This is a genomic window from Tumebacillus algifaecis (assembly GCF_002243515.1).
GTDB classification, from domain to species: domain Bacteria; phylum Bacillota; class Bacilli; order Tumebacillales; family Tumebacillaceae; genus Tumebacillus_A; species Tumebacillus_A algifaecis.
Window position 1 is genome coordinate 4,249,700 of the sequence record NZ_CP022657.1, and the last position, 19,299, is coordinate 4,268,998.

Genomic DNA, 19,299 nt, shown 5'->3' on the forward strand with positions numbered 1-19,299 from the left:
AAGACGGGTATCGGTGGGAATTATGTATTTTCCATAACAAATAAACCGTCAACTCTGCCGAATCGACGGTTGGCCCGCTCACGGCTCACGAAGACTGCTGCTTCCGTTCGCGGATGCGGATAAAGGGGCTGAGCAGTGCGAAGATCAGCGTGCCCAGCAACAGCCTCACCCACCAAGAAACGCCATACTCGCTCAAGATGATATTGATCAAAATCAAGGCGGCAAACATGAGAAGCAGGTTGCTAACGCGTACCATACGCCATCTCCCTTCCCACAAAGTACCCGTATGTGCCTACCTTTTATCCATATGTGTTTCGAATGGAATCTATGCAGTATTTGAAAAATTTCTTCCGAATTGATTACTAGTCTTTTGCATTTAGTATTGAAAAACAGTCTCACTCTTGATATAAAGTTTGTATGTAACTATTTTAATAACTATTTCACCGGGGGCGTTTTTATGAAAAAATTCTGGTTGTCTGTTGCGATCGCTGCCGTTGCGGCGTTCAGCGTGCAAGCAAGCACTGCACAATTGGCGAGTGAAGTGGACCCGTGGAGTCCGAAAGCATCTCTCGTCGCGAGCATTCCGGATGTTGACCCGTGGCGCGGGGTCGTACAGGCCTAACAAAAACGAGCGCCATCAGGCGCTCGTTGCTTCTTCCGCTACTGCTTTTTCTAACATTTTGATCGCTAAGTGGAGATCGGCCGACGTGACATTCAGCGGCGGCAACAAGCGCAACGTATGCTCACCTGCTGACAGCACCAGCAAACCATATTCGAGGCATTTGCTGACCAGCGGCGCCACAGGACGATCCAAAACGAGCCCTTGCAACAAGCCCTGTCCGCGCGCTTCGAGCAGGAACGAGTAGTCATCGGCCAATCGCTGCAACCGCCCATTTAGTTCCTCGCCCATCTGCACCGCATTGGACAGCAGATCCTCCTCTTCGATCGCCTCCAGCACCGCCTGTGCCGCTGCCATCGCCAGCGGATTGCCGCCAAATGTCGATCCGTGCGAGCCTGGTGTAAACGCGGCCGCTACCTCTTCTTTAGCCAGCATCGCGCCGACCGGGACGCCATTGCCAAGCCCTTTGGCCAGCGTCACGATGTCGGGCAGCACCCCGTAGGTTTGGAAGCCGAACATCTTGCCGGTCCGTCCGATCCCCGTCTGCACCTCGTCAAAGATCAACAGAATTCCTTTTGCATCACACAGTTCGCGCAGCCCTTGCAAAAACTCAGCCCCTAGCGGCAATACGCCGCCTTCGCCCTGCACCGGTTCGACCAGCACGGCACACGTCGCTTCTCCGATCGCCTGCTCGATGGCGGCAAGGTCTTTCTGCACGTAGGCAAAGCCCGGCATCAGCGGAGCAAACCCTTCTTGGAACTTCGGCTTGCAGGTCGCCGTCACCGTCGCCAGCGTGCGCCCGTGAAAGCTGTCGTGCAACGTTAAGATCTCATGCTTGTGCGGGCCGAATCGCAGTTGGCTGTACTTGCGGGCCAACTTGATCGCCGCTTCGTTCGCTTCCGCCCCTGAGTTGCAAAAAAATGCTTTGGGGAGCCCGGACAGCTCAGCCAGCTTCGCCGCAACCTGTTCTTGCAAAGGGATTTGGTACAGGTTGGACGTGTGCAGCAACATTCCCGCCTGCTCATGCAAGGCGGCCGTCACTTTCGGATGCGCGTGTCCAAGGTTGGTCACAGCAATCCCGCTCGTAAAATCGATATACTCGCACCCCTGCTCATCCCACAGTCTGCATCCTTCCCCTTTGACAAACGCGACCGGCAGTCTGGAATAGGTGTTCATCAAGCTGGTCATCTCGTCGCTCCCCCTGTCTGTTTACTTCGCTTCATAGACCAGCGTGCCAACACCCCGCTCGGTAAAAATTTCGAGCAGGAGAGCATGCGGATCTTTCCCGTTTAAGATATGAACCTGCTTTGCACCGCCTGCTAACCCAGCCAGGCACGCTTCGACTTTCGGCACCATGCCCCCTGCGATCGTGCCGTCCTCGATCAGCGAATGCACATCGTCCGACGACACTTGGTTGATCACCTGACCCTCTTTCAAAATGCCAGGCACGTCGGTCAGCAAAATCAGCTTTTCAGCACCGAGCGCCGCTGCGATCGCCCCGGCTGCGCTGTCTGCGTTGATGTTGTAGCGCGCTCCGTGCTCATCGCTGCCCAGCGGAGCGATGACAGGCAGGAAGCCATTTTGCAACAGCGCGTGGATCAGGTCGGTGTTGACCGCCTGCACCTCACCGACGCGGCCGAGATCGCCCAGCGGATGCGTTTTTTGACGCGCGCTGAGCAGACCGCCGTCCACTCCGGTCAAGCCAGCCGCTTTGCAGCCGCCCGCGTTGAACGCCGCGACGAGCTGCTGGTTGACAAGACCGCCCAAGACCATCTCCACCGCCTCTAGGGTCGTCTCATCGGTCACCCGCAGCCCATCGACAAACTGCGCCTGATGGCCGAGCCGTTCGAGCAGTCGAGTGATCGCTTTGCCCCCACCATGAACGACGACCGGGAACAGGCCGACCTGCTTCAGCCAGATGATGTCGAGAATCACTGGATCGATCGCCCCGCTGTCCGGCTCGATCGAGGAACCGCCGTATTTGATCACGACGATTTTTCCGGCGAACTTTTGAATGTAGGGCAATGCCTCAAGTAAGACGTGTGCTTTTTCGGCCGGAGAAAGTGTTTCTGTTACCATGTCCACACTCCCCCCTTACGTCCGATAGCTGGCGTTGATACGCACATAGTCATAGGTCAGATCGCAGCCGTATGCGGTCGAAGCGGCATCCCCCATGTTCAGATCGATCGTGATTTGCACCGTGTCGCCCAGCAGATGCGCTTTGGCGGCCGCTTCGTCGAAGTTCAGCCCCATGCCCTGCGCCGCGACCTGCACTTCTCCGAGCCAAATGTCAACGCGCGCCGGGTCGAACGGTACGCCTGCGTAACCGATGGCCGCCAAGATCCGGCCCCAGTTCGCATCGGCGCCGAAGACTGCCGTTTTGACCAACGAGGAACCGACCACCTTTTTTGCGATCTGGGTGGCGACCAGTTCGCTGACCGCTCCGTTTACTGCGACTTGAACCAATTTGGTCGCCCCTTCGCCGTCGCGGGCGATGTCTTTGGCCAGTTTTTCCGATACATAGCGGAACGCCTCCACAAAGGCGAACCAGTCTGGGTGCGTCTCGTCTAAGCTCTGATTTTGCGCGAGTCCATTCGCCATGACCAGCACCATGTCGTTCGTCGAAGTGTCACCATCGACGGTGATTCGATTGTACGTCTGGTCGGTCGTGCGGCTCAGCAGGGACTGCAAAGCGGACGGTTCCACTTTCGCATCGGTGGTGACAAAGGCGAGCATCGTCGCCATGTTCGGATGGATCATCCCCGACCCTTTGGCCGCACCGCCGATCGTGACCGTCTGCCCGTCGATGGTCAGTTGCACGGCGACCTGTTTCGTAAAGGTGTCGGTCGTCAACATCGCTTCAGCAAACTCGTCGCCACCAAGCTCCGAGAGCCCAGCCGCCGCTTGCTCGATGCCAGCTTTTAACGCCTCCATCGGCATCTGTACCCCGATCACCCCGGTCGAAGCGATCGCGACCGCATGTGCTGGCAGTCCGAGTTTTGCGGCGGTGTGCTGTTGCATCTCCTTAGCGTCCGCATCGCCTTTCGCGCCTGTACAGGCGTTGGCGTTGCCCGAGTTGACGATGATCGCTTGCAGATAGGGCAGCGCTTGCAGTTGCTGTTCATTTTGTGTGACGCAAGCTGCGCGCACTGCATTTAGCGTAAAGACTCCCGCTGCTGCGGCAGGCACAGCGCTGACCAGCAGACCGACATCCTTTTTCTTGCGCTTGATCCCAGCATGCAGACCCGCCGCTTGAAAACCGCGCGGGGTTGTGACCGTCCCTTCCGCCAGTAACGTAAAGGCAGCGTTTGTTACCATCATGTTCACCATTGAATCCCCCTTGTGGTTGCTAGAAGTAGACGGGTGCGGTGCGCAACCCCGTCGTTTGCGGCAGGCCGCAGAGCAGGTTGGCATTTTGGATCGCCTGACCTGCTGCGCCTTTGATCAAATTGTCGATGACCCCGATCACCGTCACTCGCTTGGTGCGCGGATCGACCCGCAGGCCGATGTCGCAAAAGTTGCTGGTGCTGACATCTTTGGTCGCTGGCATGTTCCCTTTTTCACGTATGCGGACGAACGGCTGGTCGCGATACGTTTCTTGGTACAGCGCAAGCAACTCTTCTGTCGAAACGTCGCTGGTCAGCTTGGCATAGGAAGTGGTTAAAATGCCGCGCGTCATCGGCACGAGATGGGTCGTGAAGGAAAGGGTGACTTTTTCCCCGCAATGCTGGGAAAGCACCCCTTCGATCTCCGGGATGTGCTGATGCACGCCGACTTTATATGCTTTAAAATTTTCATTGACTTCAACAAAATGCGAACTTGGCGATACCGCTTTGCCCGCACCGGAAACGCCCGATTTGGCATCGACGATCAGCGTGTCCGGATCGATCAAGCCCTGTTGGACCAAAGGAAGCAGCGACAACAGGGTTGCGGTCGGATAGCAGCCGGGATTGGCGATCAGGCGAGCTGTCGCAATCTGGTCTGCATAATATTCTGGCAGACCGTATACGGCCTGTGCGAGCACCTCAGCGCTCGGCGGCGTTTTCTGATACCACTGCTCGTAGTCTGATTGGGACAGCCTGTGATCGCCCGCGAGGTCGATCACTTTCAAACCTGCGCCCAGCAATTCCGGCACCAGACCGGTGGACAGCCCGGACGGCAGTGCAACAAACGCCAAGTCGGCCTTGAGAGCCAGCTCCATCGCCTCTGCCCGTTGCAATGGTTCGTGTACCAACCCTTGCAAGTGCGGGTATACTTCGGTCAACATCGCACCTGCCTGCGAGTCGGACGTGATCGCTGTCACGTTCAACTCCGGGTGCTGCATCAACAGCCGCACCACTTCCAATCCTGTATATCCGGTCGCCCCGATTACGGCAACGTTCATCCACGCTCACCTCGTCTTGAATCTTGGTCTCACAATATGAATTATTATACATACATATGCATAAACAAGCAACAAAAAACCCTTCCAAAACTTTTTGGAAGGGCTGCAAAAGGGTGTGGAATCCGTCGTGTGAATCCCAGAGAGTGTTGTTATGCCAAAACTATTCATCCGTTCCTAAGTGTTCCTAACGAATCATGAATAGTACCGAATTAGCTCGGTTTATCCTTGTGCTGGTGAGCTATTTTCCCATCTGTTCATAACCGTTCATAATGACTCTGTTAGGAAATTGGTTAGGACAAGCAGTTCGAACAAAAAGACCCCGAAACGGGGTCTTTTTAATGGAGAGGTGGGTTGAGTGGTAGCTTATTCGCAAACGGCCACGGTGGATTCTGTTCCGTTTCGATAAACGGATCAATCGGGTTCGGGTCGCAGGCAAGAGAATTGGTGCTATGATCGCTATTCGGAAACGGTGGTTTGAACTCGCCACAGGACAGCCGACCGGGCGGGTCATACGAGATGAAGGGGTCGGTTGGGTTCTGATTACCAAAAAGTAGGTCTACTTGATACGGATCGAAACGGAAGTTGTTCGGCCCGATCGGGATAATTTCGCCGAACTTGATGGAGGAAGGTCCGGGTCCGACAAACTCGCCAACCTTGTTCGGGTCGGGCGGTTTGACCTCGCCACACTCCAAAGGACCGGGCCCAGACTGACTGTATCTGCTCCACGGGTCGGGAGGAACATCACTGAACTCCATGCCGTCCGGCGTACCCGGCTTCACCTCACCAACATGCGTCGGTTGCGGAGGGACGTTGTTATACGGAATTGGCGGTGCATCCATGAAGCGAAAGTCTGGCCCCGGTGGTGCCACGCTGTTCCGGCCCGGATGCTTCAGCTCACCAGCTCCGAAACGGAAGGGATCAGGAGGGACATTGTAACCCGGCGGGTTTGGCCCCCACTCTGAAGCTAGGTATTTTCCCAGCGGACACGGATCAGAGGCAAAGCCAGGTGGTGTTGGCCCCGGCTCCATTGAAGGATGCGAGCCAATAGGATCTGGTTCGATCGGTTTCCCTAGTGGGCCCTGAGGAAGCAGTTCACGAGGAAAATCAGCGATCATCGGAGTCGGCGGTAAGATTTGCGAGCGAATCATCATCAACACCTCCTAGTAGTAGTAAGAAGATTCGGGAGATGCGCAGTGCATTCCTGCAAGACTTTACGCCTGCATCAGCTCCTGAAACCTGCTCTCTCGCCTGTCTCCTGCGTATTTCTATCCACGCATAGAGAATTTCACCGCCAACGCGAAAAACCGCGCAGAAAGCCTCCTAAGCGGTTTGATAAACATTCCTCAGTTGTCATAGAATAAGAACATACATTCGCAATCAAAGGAGACGCCATATATGCAACGAGGCAACAAGCTATGGGAAGGCAACCGCATGATCCTCCCGGAACACAGGCGAGTCATGATCGAGATGGAGATCAGGAAAGAGAACTTCGTCGAGAGGCCAGTTTTGGACGAGCACGCTCATGAGGAGATACAGCGGACCATTTCCGATGCAATGGAGGCGGGTTCACTTGTGACGCTGCGGGTGTGGAAGTCCGGTCGTATCGAAGAGGTGAGTATGGTTCCGAAATGGGTACGAGTTGATGTGCTGAAAGGTCATGATCTGGCTGGGAAAGTTGTAGGTGTGGAGTTGGCAGGGATCGTGGGGGTGGATTAAAGAAAAAGAGGTTCTCGGAGAACCTCTTTTTCTTTATGCACTAGGATTGCTTTGCCCATCTAGGGCATCCTCTAACATCTGAAATAGTTCTTTATTTTCTTGCAATAGAGTATCGTTTTTTGCTTTTAATGCTCGGTTCTCTTCTTCGACGAGATCGGTGTACGACATTACCGGAGGATATGCTTTGTATCCTCCGTAATTATCATCTGGATATAGGTTGTGCTCTCGATCAATCCAAACCAGATAAAACTCGTTATCGACCATAAACCCATAAACTCTACCCTTTGATTTTCCCAAACCAAATTGAAACGCTGATTCATGCGCTTCATCCAAGATATCAACAGGCACATTAAACTTATAACCCTTCTCTTCGACAGGTATAGGATGGAATTTGTAATGCCGTCCAGTCGTTTCGAGCTGTTTCCTTGTCAATTTTGAAATTTCCTTCAAATGATCGATAAATAGCAGAAACCAAGGGACGTCAACTTTGGGACTTCCTAAATTAAAGGCTTCCTCAGACCTGTAATCCAGATGCCAAAAGGAAAACAAAATTCTATCCTCATGGAATTTCTGGATTACTTCCCTGTTGGAAGCCTTGTTGAACTTATTCTGCTCTTTTCCAACGATCCTTTTGGCGATTGCATCACGATTGGGAAGTTTCTTCTTAGTCATTCTGACCTTCTTCGTAAACTCGTTGGTAATATTCCCGAATTACTTCATCTCGAAGCCTGGTATTACAAGCTGCAGTTGCAGGAAGACCCGCACGTGCCGCAAGCCAAGGGGTTTCTTGATGCGAAAGGTATTCCAACTCGTCACCCGTGAAGTCCCCATAAGACTCCCAAATGTCCTCCAAGAACGAGACTACATCATCTTCAAATTTAGGAGCGGACCCTACAACAGGAATCGGTCGCCATCCAAATGATTTATATTCCTGATAAAGCCCTGGATCTACTGGACCATGAATCCAAGCCTCAAAACGATTGTTAATGAGCTTATCCTTGTAGAGTGTAAGGTACCAGGAATACGCATAGTAGCAAAGCTTTTGGAGCTTCTTGTGAGTCATCTCTTATTTAGTGCGGAAAAATAGCGCAAGATCAGAAATATTAATTTTAGGCATGAGTCTTCCCTTCCAATCTTTGATATAGAAGATTTTTGCCATCATCACCAACTCCTCACATACCAGTTCTCTCCATCATATTTATTTCCAATACGAAGGATGAATATGGAGTGACGCTAACATTGGATCAGACTTTGTAACTCCATTCTACTATAATAGCTATGAAAATAATACTACAAATGTTAAATTTTTATACCATTTGGTATTGTTTTGTATCAATTGGTATTGTTCTGTCCTAATTAATCCACTTTTTTGATGGTTATTTCATTGTGCAAAATGGACCGAAAATCACGATTGGCTACATTTAAAATTAATCCAATCCAGATTACATATTATCTATACCTTTCGAAATACGGTTTCATGAGGTGAATAAAGACGCTCACCACAGGTAAGCGTCACGCAGGAGAGTCTACTTCAAAAGCATCTTGCGCTACTTTATCTGAATCGACCAACAGCTCTAGATTCCTTAAAGCAGTTACAACGGGCATATCTGGCATCTTGCGTAATATTCGTGCGAAGTGATCCAGAATTTCCGCGAGCTCATGTGTCTTCATCCATTTCACCTCCATGCGGCTATTTCAATATTACGAGCGCATGATCATTCCTTAGAACGCAAAAAAAGACCAGCCAAGGGCGCGCACCCTCGCTGGTCTTTTTTATTTGCGCATCCGCAATGGATGACAAAAGGATAGTGTTATTTTACACGACTATTTTACATTGCGCAACGCCTCGGCCGCATGATGGAAGCAATCCCGCAACTCCTCCGAACGTGCCCCCTCCCACATCGTGCCAGAAGCCCGAATGATGATGTCCGCTGCCGCTTTGGTCGGCTTGCCCAGATCGGTTGTGATCTCGAGCCCTACCGCCCGCCGGATCGCGTTTGCCGCGTAGTTGCAGGCAACGGTGATCTCCTCGACGGATGTTTGCGTGATCGAGCCGTAGAGTGCGATGGCGAGCTTCGCAGCCACAGGGTCGAGTTTCGGTGCGGAGGAGACTGGTGTTGCTGGCTTGTACGGTACGCCCAGCGCCTCGCAGATCCCGCGGGCAGATGCCTCGCTCATCTCCACGATGAACGCCTCATTTTTGAGCAGCAGCGCGTCGGTCGGATTGTTGATGAACAGCAGCTCGAACAGCGCCGCATCCATCGTTGTTTCCCGCGTCACCGCCAAGTCTTTAGACTTCCATCTCCGATCGGCAAGCCCATATTTCAGGGCCACCTTTGCCATGTGGTGATGGATGATCTTCCGCTTTCGATCTGTCTCTCCTCCTGTGCATCCGATCTGAACATATGACTCAAACCCTGTCCCTGGCTCGCCTAGGTTGCTGTTCAGGTGATAGGAGACATAGAAGTCGGCGCCAAGCTTGTTGGCGAATGCCGCGCGCGGAGACAGGTCGATAAACTCATCCGAAGTCCGCGTGTACTCAACGCGCAGGCCGGAGCGCAGCAGGTGCACGCCGACCATCTGCGTGAATTTGAGAGTGAAATCTTTCTCCCGCAGATCGCCGGACACAGCGCCTGGGTCTTTTCCTCCGTGACCAGCATCGAGGACTACTAATTTGGACATTACTTCGCACCGCCTTTCTCTCGCAAAACCTCAACTGCATTTTTCAGCATGGTCGGTAGCGGGAGGCCAATGCGACCTGCATTCTCGATGATCGACAGTGCTTCATTTGCCAAGTAGAAGAAAATTGCCGCGTCTCGCACCAGATGCCCGTTGCCGAGAGCTGTGTCCACCATATGGCACATCGCAATGATCGCAAAGATGAGCGCCTTTTTCGCGGCCCCAACATAGCTGATCTTGCTCTTGAGTTTGCCTTCCATTCCTGCTGCGACCCAGCCTGTTGCAAAATCGATCACCGCAAACACCACTAGGATGCTGAGCAGGTAGCTCCATCCGCCCCAAAGATACCCGGCAAGACTGCCGCCCGTCGCAATAATTGCTTTTACCGCTGTTTCCACAAATATCATCCTCACTTGTCATTTTTGGTAAAACAAAAAGAGACCGCCCCTAAGCGCCCTCCGTGTTTGTTCTTATGACTGACCAAGATGTAGTTGTGGTTGTAATGAGTGTTTCGTTCCAATCAATCTGTTGTACTTCATCAATCGTTTCACACGCCAGTACCGCTTCACGAAGAGTCCGGAAGCGGTCTAAAGCTGGTACCGCTGCATCCACTCCGTCGGCAAACACTCTGTTCAGTTGGGCGAGCGTGTGTGGTAACGGTCCGCTATCAAGCGTGAGGTACGCGAAGGTCGGCAAGTTGTCCGGATCGGTCAGGTCAATGTCTGCGGCCCGAGCATCGCTTTCAGCGATCTCCAAGCGCTTGATGACGATTTGCAGGTCTCTTTGGGCTTGGTCGTTGGACGGATATATGTGCTCATCTCCGAGAGCGGTCGAGGTGAAACCTGATTCGATCGATTGTTTGTAGAAGTCTTCGAGTTGAGCAATCTTTGCCACTTTCAGTTGGTCGAGGTCCACCCCCGTGCTGTCAACGCCCCATAGAATCGCCTCGGTTGCCGGATCGATGCGGTACGGATAGCGGGAGAAGTTCTCCGCGTGTTCACCGAATGCGAATTGGATAACGCCGACACTCTCCGGTACGCGTTCAGCAAGTGCCATATAAGCCGCAAAGTCTTGTCCTACTGTTGTTTCGACCACATCACCAGCCCTTTCGCCAGTATCAAGGATTACGTTACCCGTCGTGATCTCGTAATAGATTTTCCGTCCAATGAATTTCATAGCAAACCTCCTATTCTACTGCATACCACCGAGTTGTAGCGTTAATACCGAACCAGGTCAAACCCGTGAAACCTCCCGCAGTCGGGGCGACCGTAACGCCTTGGCTCCCCGTTGTTTGTCCACTAGTTGTAGTCTGCTGGATCCTCGTTTGCCAGATCGCCGAACTCGCGTCGTATTCATTCCTAATAATCCACTTCAGAAGATCCGAATCAGGATTGACAAGAATGATAATTTTCGGGCTGAAGGCAAGCCCAGTGACAGTAACAGGATTTCCAGTCGAGCTGCCCGCAACGGCGGAGCCGCTTGCGAATCGTTTTCCTGTGGCAATTCCAGCAATTCCGTTAGTCAGCTCCTGAAAGCTGTGGGGAGCAGTCCCTGCAACCGTGCCCCCCTTGGCGATAATGGCGGTCTTGATTTGCGCTTTCCCATTATCGACAGAGGTAAAAAGCTCAGCCAGCGCCTCTTCGACGTTACTGGCCGTGAACTGGCTGGCCGTGTCCTCGATGCTGATCGCGCTGGCCGCGTGTGCGCCTGTTGTGGTGTTTTTATGAGCGTCCACCTTGGCCTGCGCTCCTGCTGGCGTTTCTGCGCCGATTTGCGCGGGTGTGATCGCGTCTACTTTCTGTAGAGACTCTTGGATACCGCCTTCGATTCTGTTCAAATCGTTTTCCGCGACAGTTTCATCATACCGCCAGTCTGTCTTTGGTACGTATGGCATGCTACACCTCCAAGATTTTGATCGTGTGAGAGATCACAGTGTCCGTCGCAATCGGTACGTAAACAACATTGGAACTTACGGTGTTGTTCGCAGCATCCTTCAGCTCGATCTTGGTGATCGTCGAGACTGCCGAGGATGGCACCATAAACCGCAATATAAGTTCACTACCAGTGATTGCGCGGCTTTCAAACGAAGTGATCTCGTGCGTCTCATTCAACACAACTTTGGCGATACGTGAATCTGTGTATGACGCTACATCATGCAAAAATGCTGATTCGATCACTTAATGATCACCTCCGGTCCCGCTTCCGAAATCGGAACTACTCCAAGTCGCCACGTAGTGCCGAGTCGCATTTGGCGATGAATCGAGCGGGTAGTGATGTGCTCTGAAATCCCGATTCGGCCTGTCAAAGCGGTTTTTTGCTGATAGACCAGATTCGCAGGAATGGTCGTGCGGACGGTATGCTCAACTTCTTTGAATATCGAAGCGTTGTCAATGTCGGCCGCGATCGAGAGAACGAAGTTTCGCGGGTCAACGTCGACTGTCGCTCGGCCGGGTCCAACGAGACTGTTCAGTCGCTCTTGCAGAAATCGAATTGTGAATGGCGGCTTAGTTGAGTAGCGGTTGATGAGCCGCAGTCTTCGAAATTCCAGCGATTCAGTAGCCGGATCAGCCTGGATGCCGAGCATCTGTTCTCGCCGCTTTATGGAGCGCTCGCTGGCCGTCATGACGAACTGGTCATCAAGCAGGCGATCGATAGCGGCGCGAAGTGCGTTGACCTCCACTTCTTCGGTGCTCATCAGCTCGGTGAAGTCTTTGATCTCGCTGTAAAACGGCGGCAGGTAGTTCATGAGCTTAGACATTGATCGTCACCGTCCCGAGTGTTGGGATCTCATCACTGTTTAACGTGATATTGGCGGCCGTGCCGTTCAGCGTTGTTCCAGTCACGTCTACCACACCACTCACGTTCAGAATCCTCGCTTCGATCTGGCTGATACGAACGACGAGTGATTGCTGATCTTTCCATGACGTTCGTAATGAGAGCAGGTAAGCCGCTACCTCTGCCTCAACGTCCGCCTGCACCATGCCCGGAGTCGTTCCTGTGGCTAGCGTTAGTGTTGTGGCTACGTTTATCGTGACGGCCGATGCTCCAGTGATCGTAACCACATGTCCGATCGGCGCTAAGCCAAGCCCTTCCCCTTGATTCACTTCAGGATCGATCAGCGTCTGCACCTCGTCGATCAGCGTCGCAGATGGGACACTGTAGTCGCTTGCGATGATCGTGCACTTGACCGTTCCACCACCTTGCCATACGGGATACACTTTAACGCCACCGACCCCCGGTACTGATTCGATCTTTTCTTTGTAGTCGGCCGCGTTTCCGCCAAACGATTGTTGAGTGATTGTCGCCAGGTACCGCTTCCGCAAGTCCTCGTCGCTCTCTGCGTCCTCGCCCGGAACCAGCACGTCGGCCAACTCAGCTGTGACCAATCCGTCGAGATAATCGATCGGGAGTAGCGCGCCGAACTGTTGGTTCCCTACCATGCCCGCTCTCTCGCACTCTAAAACGAACGAGCCTGTCGTAATCTTGCTGGTCGCGACATAGGTCAGCTCGCCGATCGCGAATCTGCTACCGATCGGTACATCGACAGGAGCTCCGCCCTGCCCACTGAACATTCCCAAACGCCGCGCCTTAGTCGCCGCGTGGCGGGTTACTCCGAACTCTGCAGTTCTTCGCTCCAAATACTCACCGCTGGACGTGTCAGCGAACGACAAGTTTTTGTCGATATCCATCTCGACGTACATCTGGGCCATCTCAGCGGCGGCTGGAGCTAGCGCATCATAAATGATGCTGCCCTCCCGCTTGTCCACGTCGCCAGGCACGCGGTCCAGCATGCGACTCAGGATTGCTTCGTATGTTTGATGCTTGTACATTACGCCATTGCTCCCGCCGATTTAAGACCGTCTGCCAATCTCCGTTCAATTCGCCGGGCGACTGCATCAATATCTATCGGCTTTCCGTCGTTCACGATCTGCACGACAGGTGATTGCATCACTACTCGCATAACGAAAGATGCTTCAATCTCTTCTCTCACGATCTCCCGAACTCGCTCCTCATCCATTGTTCATAACCTCCTGTCTGATCTGTGCATTCCCAAACGTCGATACCACAGTGAACTCCACAAGCACCGAGTCAGCGCCGAACCTGAACTCCATCGCCTCAACACCAGTGATACGGTCATCTTGCAGCAGAGCCTCGCGGATACGCCGCCGTAACTCCGACTGGATGTACTGCCGCTGGTTTCCGTGCAGTCCGGCGTACTCAGCGCCGTAGTCGGAGCTGTAAATCAGGTTTTCAAAGCGATCCGTTTGCAGAATCTTGTACACGGATTGCGTGACCGCTTCAATACCGTCCACCGTTCCGATCGCTCGTTTCTCCGACCAGTCGATGCGATATGTGCGGCTCGGCTGTTCCGTTTCCTCTAAAGTCTCTTCTCCGGCGCTCAGTACGCCGCCCAGCGGAATCATGTGCTCACACCACCTTATCTATCACCACGAATTGCTGGCCGCCTTGAACACGGAGCAAAACAACCGAGTCATTTACTGCCAATGAACGGACCTTTTCCGTCAGAATCAATGTCTGTAGAGATGGATCTGAAACGCCATCATTTGATAGCGATAGGCGTTGATCCACTAGCACTTCGATCGGGCTGACCTTGGTCACAGTGCCGAACATCACGGCAACTGGACTCCCTGCCTCTTGTGTGTTGGTTGCGATTTGTTTCAGAACCTCCAGCATCAAATCACCTTCAATTCAAGCGCCATAGTGTGATCGGCGCCTTCTATTGTGTGCGTGCACTCATCAATGAGGAAATATTGGTTGATGCTAATTTCTTGGATGATCACCGGAACGTAGCATCCAGCGCGGACGCGAATGTCGCCGATCGCGCTCAGTCGTAAACTCTTCTGCTCTCTGTTTTTCAGTTTGAGCAGATTGTTCAGCATCTCGTTGATTTGAGCAGCGTTGGCTTTCTCGTCCACAGTTTCATATAGCTGCAAGCGGCCCCAACGTGCGATGTTGGCTGAGTCCTGTGCGATGTACACGTCACGCTTGCCGGACTCTTTGTTGTCGCGAACGAGCTTCACGCGGTTGTGCGTGTCGCTGTCAATCGATCGCTTGAATTCGTAGTCATACAGCAAACTTCCGTCTCCGACTACGAACTCAACAGCCATCTCGTTGATGTTCCGTAAGCGCAGCGCGCCGAAATCATCGTAGAAGACGTAATTCCGTGTCGTGGCAATGAGCGTCAAATCGAGAGCCTTGCAAACGATGTCCATGAGCTTCTTGCTGTCTTCGATCATTGACGGGATCTTGTGGCCCGTGTCGGCCAGTGCGCCGACTTTAAGTCCGAAGTCACCGGCGATCCGCTGGATGACCTGCGTAGCCGTTACGTTTTTGAAGACGTATGTGTCGTTCGACATGAGATAGCGAAGCTGGTCATATGCGGTGATCTTCACCTGCTCGTCTTTGCCAGTGTCGATGCTGAAAATGTAGCCGTAGAAGACGCCGAAGCCGTCCTTCTTCACGCGGAGGATGTCGCCGTTGCTATAGCGGAATGACTTGTTCTCGTAGATGCCGCCTTTCACAAACTGAAGTTCAGCACTCGAAGCCTTACCGATCCGCCCGGTCTTCCACTGGAACGAAGAGACAAGGTCAGAAATGTCCCAGACGTTGCCGTCTTTGTTGTCGATCATCACTTCCAACATGTACGCCACCTCCTACGGCAGTTTCAACACTTTTCCGATCTGCAGCCGCTTGAGATCTGCGTCGGACAGGTTGTTCAGCTTCTGAATCTCGGGGTACCTGGCACCATTTCCAAGGTGCTTCTGAGCCACAGACCAGAGCGAATCACCCGCCTTCAAGGTGTGCGTCTTCGGCTGCTGACGATCATCCGGCCGCGTTGCGGTCTGCTTGACGAGCGATGTCTTCGATGCGGCTTGTGCGATCGGCACAACTTTTTTCGCCGCGTAGAAAACATATTTTTTCAAAGTAAGCGAGTATTCAATGTCACCGGGCGATCCCGCAACCTCGCGCCATTCGAACGATTCGATGCTGGCAGGAGTGTTGATGTCGAAATTGCTTCCGACGAAAACAAAGCGGATGGGCCGCTTGGACTCCATCCACTTCTTAATGAGTTCGACGTAGAAAAGCACAGGCTCCAGAAGACCGCCAGACGCATTTGAGATGACGAACGGGTATTGCTGCGCCGGAAAGATGCCTTCGAACTTGTACTCGGTCAGGCTCGGGCTCTTGATGACGTTGATCTCACCAAGTGTCGTAATGTCATATGTCTTCCCGTTGCTCTTTTCCCGCATCTCGATAGATGCGGGATTGACGGGCAACTGAAAGCCTTCTTCCTGGTTGTTGAAACTCAACCAGATTCCATAATCACGCACCGTTATACACCCCCGCTGCACTGGTTGCGATCTGCTCTTCTAGTGACTGCTCGATCCGTCGAATGATCGTGTCGATGTCGTAACCGTTTCGGATGTCGCCCGTTTGCACATTCACGGTTGGCGTCAAGGTGACGAAATTCTGAATGCTTTGCATCTCCGCCAACTCGCGCATGACCTTCAGGTCCTCACTTGAAACGTCCACAGAGTCCTTGATCTTGCCGACCTCATCCACTGACCCGATTTTGTCGATCTTCGGGACGTTATACGAAGCGTTTGGATCGATTCCCGGTAACTCGGGCATTTTGAACTTGCTGAGCAGTCCCGCACCAGCGCTGTATCCGACATCAAACGACTGCTTGATGTCCTTGGACTGCATACGTGGTGTTGAGACAACACCCTTCGTGCTTGTCGGCTTTTCGAGCATGTTCATCATCGATTTAACTCGATCACTCACCGCGTTGACGTTGTTTACGTCGTATAGCTCTACTTTCGGGATGTTGAAGCCTGGAATGTTGTTCATTGCATCGACAAGCCGATTGATGCCGCCAAGCACCTTGTTTACTGCCTCCAGTACCGTAGTCATAAATCCGCCCGCGAAACCTTCAGCACCACGGAGCATGTCATACGTGTACTGCAAGAAGGTCATCATCAAGTCGTAAAACAGCTTCTTAATTGCGTACACCGGATCAATGAAGATGTTGATCAAGAACTCAGCTACAGCTGCAAAAACATTGTAGAACAACGCTACGTTGTTCCAGATCGTAGCAAACAACGCCATAAACGTACCAGCTACCATTCCTAGTGCCTGTTCTGTCGATACACCGAAGTAATTCAAAACTTCGATCAGCGCCCACACCGCTAGGATAATTACAACGATCGGCCAGTTCAATGCCATCCACGCGATAGCTGAGCGAACCAGTTGGGCGGTCATGACGCTAAGCATCGAGATGATTTGCACCAGATAGACCGAGGCAATCGCAATCAGAATCGGCTGAATGGTTGACCAACTAGAAAGAATGAAATTATACAGAAACCTGACGCCGTCAAACAGTAAACCGACAGCTTGCGTCGTGGCATACAGTCCGGTTTGCAGTTTTGAAAAGAATGTTGCGGATCCATCGCTATCAAAAAATGCATTCACACGGTCAATCAGCGGTGCAAACGCAGCGAGCGCCCCTTTGCCCGCCTCGGCAAGTCTCCACCGTGTGTTTCCGATCAGCTTTTCCCACTTTGCAGCGGGGCTGTCCAGCATCTTTTCAAACGCTTTTTCGGTCATGTTCTGCTGGTTGAGCAGTTTATCCATGCCCGCGATGAATCCGGACACGTCCCCGGCTTTAGCAGCTTTCAGAGCGTCGCTATCCTTGATGACCGATCGTCCGATGTTGAAGCGTTCAACAATCGAAACGTAGTCTCCGGCCATAAGTTCTTTCATCGAAAATGCGGCACCCTCGAGCCCCTCTAACGGGTTAAGCTTAGAGAGCCGCATCGCCAGCTTATTCAAATCGGTCAATTGCTTCGGGTCCATCGACAGCGACATGAACGAATTTGATGCACGCATCGCCTGATCTACTTTTTGTCCGAATTGTAACGCTTGTTTGGACACTTGATCGTAAATTGCATTTCCGAGCGCCTCGTTGCCAGCACGAGCGACAAATGTGTCCAGGTACTGTTGCTGCTCCATAGCTGCCCCAAGTGTTGAGGAAACCAATTTCTGTGCCGCTGCGATGCTCAAGTATGCCGCTGCGATTCCTTTTAGGGTCGATAGCATCCCGTTCGCATCACGTCCACCTTCGCGGATTCGTTCGTTCAATTGCCGTTGCAGTTGGTTTATCCGCGCTTCAAGTTGAGCGATACGTTGTAGCGCATCCTGAAGTTGTCTCGCGCCAGAGATCGGAAAGTTCGAGTTGAGTTGCCGCACAGATCGCAGGAGCAGTAGAACGAGCCTGCGTAAATTTTCTACCGCAGTCGTCACTGTCGATGAGAATTGAACTTGTATTTCCGCTCGGATCGATCCGATTTCAGTTTGTATTCTCGTTCGGAGCCCATTCAGTGATGCCCGTGAAATGCGCAGATCAATGTCGGCATGAAGCGTACTGATTTGCGCGCTTAGCCGGTCTCGGAACCGCTGAATATGGCTCGTTGAGTTGTTAGATAAACGCAATTGAATATCGGTCTGAACGGTGCCGACCTGCGTCGAGATCATCCTTCGAATCCTTTCGACTTGTGACGAAGTGAAGGATGAAGATCGCAACTGAATATCGACTTGGATGACGCCGATGGTAGATGTGATCATTGTCTTCGCACGCTGTATCTGAGTCTGAACTGAAGAAGTGTCGATTCTAAGTTGCAGGTTGGTGTTCAGTGCATTCTGCAAGCGATGAGCAGAACCTGTCATGCGATTTAGCGACTGCTCTGCTCGGTTAGCGTTATTAGAGAAGCGATCGAGAAGTTGCAAACTTGTACTAACGGTAGCCATCACCTTGTCTCCTTTCCTCAAAAATAAAAGCACCCGATTTCGCGGGTGCCTTCGTAATTACAGATCGTATTCTCTTCGCATTGTAGTTTTCGACTTTTGCGCCGCGCTAACCATGATCAGAATGCCGGACAAAAGGTGCATTACCCAGCCGACAAACGGTATCCAAGCCACTAATGATGTCACAATCCCCAGCACTGATCCGTAAATCGGCTCCTTGTTTCGTGCAGAGAGAATCAAGGCCACTACATGCAGAATGAACATTATTCCGAGTGGTACATAGGCGAGACTAACGACGATCAGTGCGCCTAGTGCCGGGATCGCCAAAAAAATTTCTAGCGATCCAGTAAGCCATCTCATAATCCTTGAAGCAGTCATGCCAACTCCTCCTACTTTATATAAATCATGTCAAGATTTAGTATAGAGCATTGGATTGAGATTAGCTATGACAATTGTGAACTTTTTCGACACATTTTTTGGCGTTATTTTTTTTGCCGCTTCTTCTCTTCAGCCACACGCACATCGATCATAGCGAAAATCGCGGCCCTTTCAGGCCGCGACATGTTCGCCAGTTCATGCGGGAGAATTTTCAGTTCATGGAGAGCGTAGTAAGCGTATGTCATCTCACCGTCACCCTCCTTGATCAGTTTTTTACATCATCCATCAACTCTGACGTTTCTTTTTCGTACCCGTTGATCTCCTGCACAGCTGTGACAAGATCAACAAACTCGCCCGGCTTCAACATCTTGCGGAGCAGGTTTTCTGCGCCGCGAACGCCGTAGGAGTTTTGCAACTCTGCGTTCTTGAGATCGGGGAACACAACGCTCGCTACTACCAGCTTAGCCAAATACTCGTATTGATCGGTCTCGGTGATGAATTGACCTTTCACTTTGGCGCGTTTGGTCGAGGCTTTGCGCAATACTTCGCTCTCCTCTTCAGTCATAGCTCGGATTACCCATTTCGCTGGTTTGCCATCTTCTCCTTTAAAGCGATCGGACACTACGATCTCCTCGGTGGTTTCTGTTACCGCGTTCTGTGCGAAAAATGCACTCAAGCTCATTTGCAATTCCTCCAA

At 52.2% G+C, this 19,299-nt stretch carries 27 protein-coding genes; 2 read left to right on the plus strand and 25 right to left on the minus strand.

What is annotated here, in order from left to right:
• Positions 1-85 precede the first annotated feature (85 nt).
• Complete coding sequence (locus tag CIG75_RS20865; protein WP_157729649.1) at positions 86-256, minus strand: hypothetical protein; 171 nt, start codon at positions 254-256, stop codon at positions 86-88.
• A 201-nt stretch (positions 257-457) separates the two neighbouring features.
• On the opposite strand from CIG75_RS20865, the gene CIG75_RS20870 reads away from it, so the two are divergent.
• The gene (locus tag CIG75_RS20870; RefSeq protein WP_157729650.1) at positions 458-622 is read left to right on the plus strand and encodes a hypothetical protein; all 165 of its coding nucleotides are present in this window, start codon (positions 458-460) and stop codon (positions 620-622) included.
• A 15-nt stretch (positions 623-637) separates the two neighbouring features.
• Here the strand turns inward: CIG75_RS20870 and CIG75_RS18850 are convergent, their stop codons facing one another.
• The 5 genes from CIG75_RS18850 to CIG75_RS20875 form a co-directional block, all read right to left on the minus strand.
• On the minus strand, positions 638-1,807 hold the full coding sequence (locus CIG75_RS18850) for an aspartate aminotransferase family protein (RefSeq protein ID WP_227874288.1): 1,170 nt from the start codon (positions 1,805-1,807) through the stop codon (positions 638-640).
• 21 nt (positions 1,808-1,828) lie between these two features.
• Entirely contained in the window at positions 1,829-2,698 is an 870-nt protein-coding gene (gene argB, locus CIG75_RS18855; protein WP_094238023.1) for an acetylglutamate kinase, read from the minus strand.
• Between the two features lie 15 nt (positions 2,699-2,713).
• Positions 2,714-3,940, minus strand: a complete 1,227-nt coding sequence (argJ, locus tag CIG75_RS18860; protein WP_094238497.1) for a bifunctional glutamate N-acetyltransferase/amino-acid acetyltransferase ArgJ — start codon at positions 3,938-3,940, stop codon at positions 2,714-2,716.
• A gap of 28 nt (positions 3,941-3,968) precedes the next feature.
• Positions 3,969-5,003, minus strand: coding sequence for an N-acetyl-gamma-glutamyl-phosphate reductase (gene argC, locus CIG75_RS18865; RefSeq protein ID WP_094238024.1), 1,035 nt, complete (start codon positions 5,001-5,003; stop codon positions 3,969-3,971).
• A gap of 335 nt (positions 5,004-5,338) precedes the next feature.
• Positions 5,339-5,842 (minus strand): hypothetical protein, encoded by a 504-nt coding sequence (locus CIG75_RS20875; protein ID WP_157729651.1) that lies wholly within the window; start codon positions 5,840-5,842, stop codon positions 5,339-5,341.
• Between the two features lie 556 nt (positions 5,843-6,398).
• Here CIG75_RS20875 and CIG75_RS18875 point away from each other — a divergent pair.
• Positions 6,399-6,719, plus strand: coding sequence for a YolD-like family protein (locus CIG75_RS18875; protein WP_094238026.1), 321 nt, complete (start codon positions 6,399-6,401; stop codon positions 6,717-6,719).
• 33 nt (positions 6,720-6,752) lie between these two features.
• Here CIG75_RS18875 and CIG75_RS18880 read toward each other — a convergent pair whose 3' ends face one another.
• The 19 genes from CIG75_RS18880 to CIG75_RS18960 all read right to left on the minus strand — a co-directional run bounded on the left by CIG75_RS18880 (position 6,753) and on the right by CIG75_RS18960 (position 19,284).
• A complete protein-coding gene (locus CIG75_RS18880; RefSeq protein ID WP_094238027.1) occupies positions 6,753-7,391 on the minus strand; it encodes a hypothetical protein in 639 nt (212 codons plus the stop codon).
• Complete coding sequence (locus CIG75_RS21665; protein ID WP_094238028.1) at positions 7,384-7,782, minus strand: Panacea domain-containing protein; 399 nt, start codon at positions 7,780-7,782, stop codon at positions 7,384-7,386. Before CIG75_RS21665 ends, CIG75_RS18880 begins: the two co-directional genes overlap by 8 nt.
• A gap of 449 nt (positions 7,783-8,231) precedes the next feature.
• On the minus strand, positions 8,232-8,390 hold the full coding sequence (locus CIG75_RS20880) for a hypothetical protein (protein WP_157729652.1): 159 nt from the start codon (positions 8,388-8,390) through the stop codon (positions 8,232-8,234).
• 153 nt (positions 8,391-8,543) lie between these two features.
• Positions 8,544-9,401: an N-acetylmuramoyl-L-alanine amidase family protein gene (locus tag CIG75_RS18890; protein ID WP_094238029.1), complete on the minus strand. Its 858-nt coding sequence runs from the start codon at positions 9,399-9,401 to the stop codon at positions 8,544-8,546.
• Positions 9,401-9,805 (minus strand): phage holin family protein, encoded by a 405-nt coding sequence (locus tag CIG75_RS18895; protein ID WP_172844486.1) that lies wholly within the window; start codon positions 9,803-9,805, stop codon positions 9,401-9,403. Before CIG75_RS18895 ends, CIG75_RS18890 begins: the two co-directional genes overlap by 1 nt.
• 40 nt (positions 9,806-9,845) lie before the next feature.
• The gene (locus CIG75_RS18900; RefSeq protein ID WP_094238031.1) at positions 9,846-10,574 is read right to left on the minus strand and encodes a hypothetical protein; all 729 of its coding nucleotides are present in this window, start codon (positions 10,572-10,574) and stop codon (positions 9,846-9,848) included.
• Positions 10,575-10,584: 10 nt separating this feature from the next.
• On the minus strand, positions 10,585-11,292 hold the full coding sequence (locus CIG75_RS18905) for a hypothetical protein (RefSeq protein WP_094238032.1): 708 nt from the start codon (positions 11,290-11,292) through the stop codon (positions 10,585-10,587).
• A 1-nt stretch (position 11,293) separates the two neighbouring features.
• On the minus strand, positions 11,294-11,575 hold the full coding sequence (locus tag CIG75_RS18910; RefSeq protein ID WP_094238033.1) for a ketopantoate hydroxymethyltransferase: 282 nt from the start codon (positions 11,573-11,575) through the stop codon (positions 11,294-11,296).
• Positions 11,572-12,156: a putative phage tail protein gene (locus tag CIG75_RS18915; protein ID WP_094238034.1), complete on the minus strand. Its 585-nt coding sequence runs from the start codon at positions 12,154-12,156 to the stop codon at positions 11,572-11,574. The genes CIG75_RS18910 and CIG75_RS18915 overlap by 4 nt, the downstream gene beginning before the upstream one ends.
• Positions 12,149-13,228, minus strand: a complete 1,080-nt coding sequence (locus CIG75_RS18920; protein WP_094238035.1) for a baseplate J/gp47 family protein — start codon at positions 13,226-13,228, stop codon at positions 12,149-12,151. Before CIG75_RS18920 ends, CIG75_RS18915 begins: the two co-directional genes overlap by 8 nt.
• A complete protein-coding gene (locus CIG75_RS18925) occupies positions 13,228-13,416 on the minus strand; it encodes a hypothetical protein (protein WP_094238036.1) in 189 nt (62 codons plus the stop codon). The genes CIG75_RS18920 and CIG75_RS18925 overlap by 1 nt, the downstream gene beginning before the upstream one ends.
• Positions 13,409-13,822 carry a DUF2634 domain-containing protein gene (locus CIG75_RS18930; RefSeq protein WP_094238037.1) on the minus strand — a complete coding sequence of 138 codons (414 nt, stop codon included), beginning with the start codon at positions 13,820-13,822 and terminating at the stop codon, positions 13,409-13,411. Before CIG75_RS18930 ends, CIG75_RS18925 begins: the two co-directional genes overlap by 8 nt.
• A gap of 4 nt (positions 13,823-13,826) precedes the next feature.
• Positions 13,827-14,093 (minus strand): DUF2577 family protein, encoded by a 267-nt coding sequence (locus tag CIG75_RS18935; protein ID WP_157729653.1) that lies wholly within the window; start codon positions 14,091-14,093, stop codon positions 13,827-13,829.
• On the minus strand, positions 14,093-15,061 hold the full coding sequence (locus CIG75_RS18940; protein ID WP_094238039.1) for an XkdQ/YqbQ family protein: 969 nt from the start codon (positions 15,059-15,061) through the stop codon (positions 14,093-14,095). The genes CIG75_RS18935 and CIG75_RS18940 overlap by 1 nt, the downstream gene beginning before the upstream one ends.
• Positions 15,062-15,073: 12 nt before the next feature.
• On the minus strand, positions 15,074-15,751 hold the full coding sequence (locus tag CIG75_RS18945) for a LysM peptidoglycan-binding domain-containing protein (RefSeq protein WP_227874289.1): 678 nt from the start codon (positions 15,749-15,751) through the stop codon (positions 15,074-15,076).
• Positions 15,744-18,260: a hypothetical protein gene (locus CIG75_RS18950; protein ID WP_157729654.1), complete on the minus strand. Its 2,517-nt coding sequence runs from the start codon at positions 18,258-18,260 to the stop codon at positions 15,744-15,746. Before CIG75_RS18950 ends, CIG75_RS18945 begins: the two co-directional genes overlap by 8 nt.
• A 24-nt stretch (positions 18,261-18,284) precedes the next feature.
• A complete protein-coding gene (locus CIG75_RS18955; RefSeq protein ID WP_094238041.1) occupies positions 18,285-18,602 on the minus strand; it encodes a hypothetical protein in 318 nt (105 codons plus the stop codon).
• Positions 18,603-18,706: 104 nt separating this feature from the next.
• A complete protein-coding gene (locus tag CIG75_RS20965) occupies positions 18,707-18,847 on the minus strand; it encodes a hypothetical protein (protein ID WP_172844487.1) in 141 nt (46 codons plus the stop codon).
• A gap of 20 nt (positions 18,848-18,867) precedes the next feature.
• Positions 18,868-19,284, minus strand: coding sequence for a phage tail assembly chaperone (locus CIG75_RS18960; protein WP_094238042.1), 417 nt, complete (start codon positions 19,282-19,284; stop codon positions 18,868-18,870).
• Between the last annotated feature and the right edge of the window lie 15 nt (positions 19,285-19,299).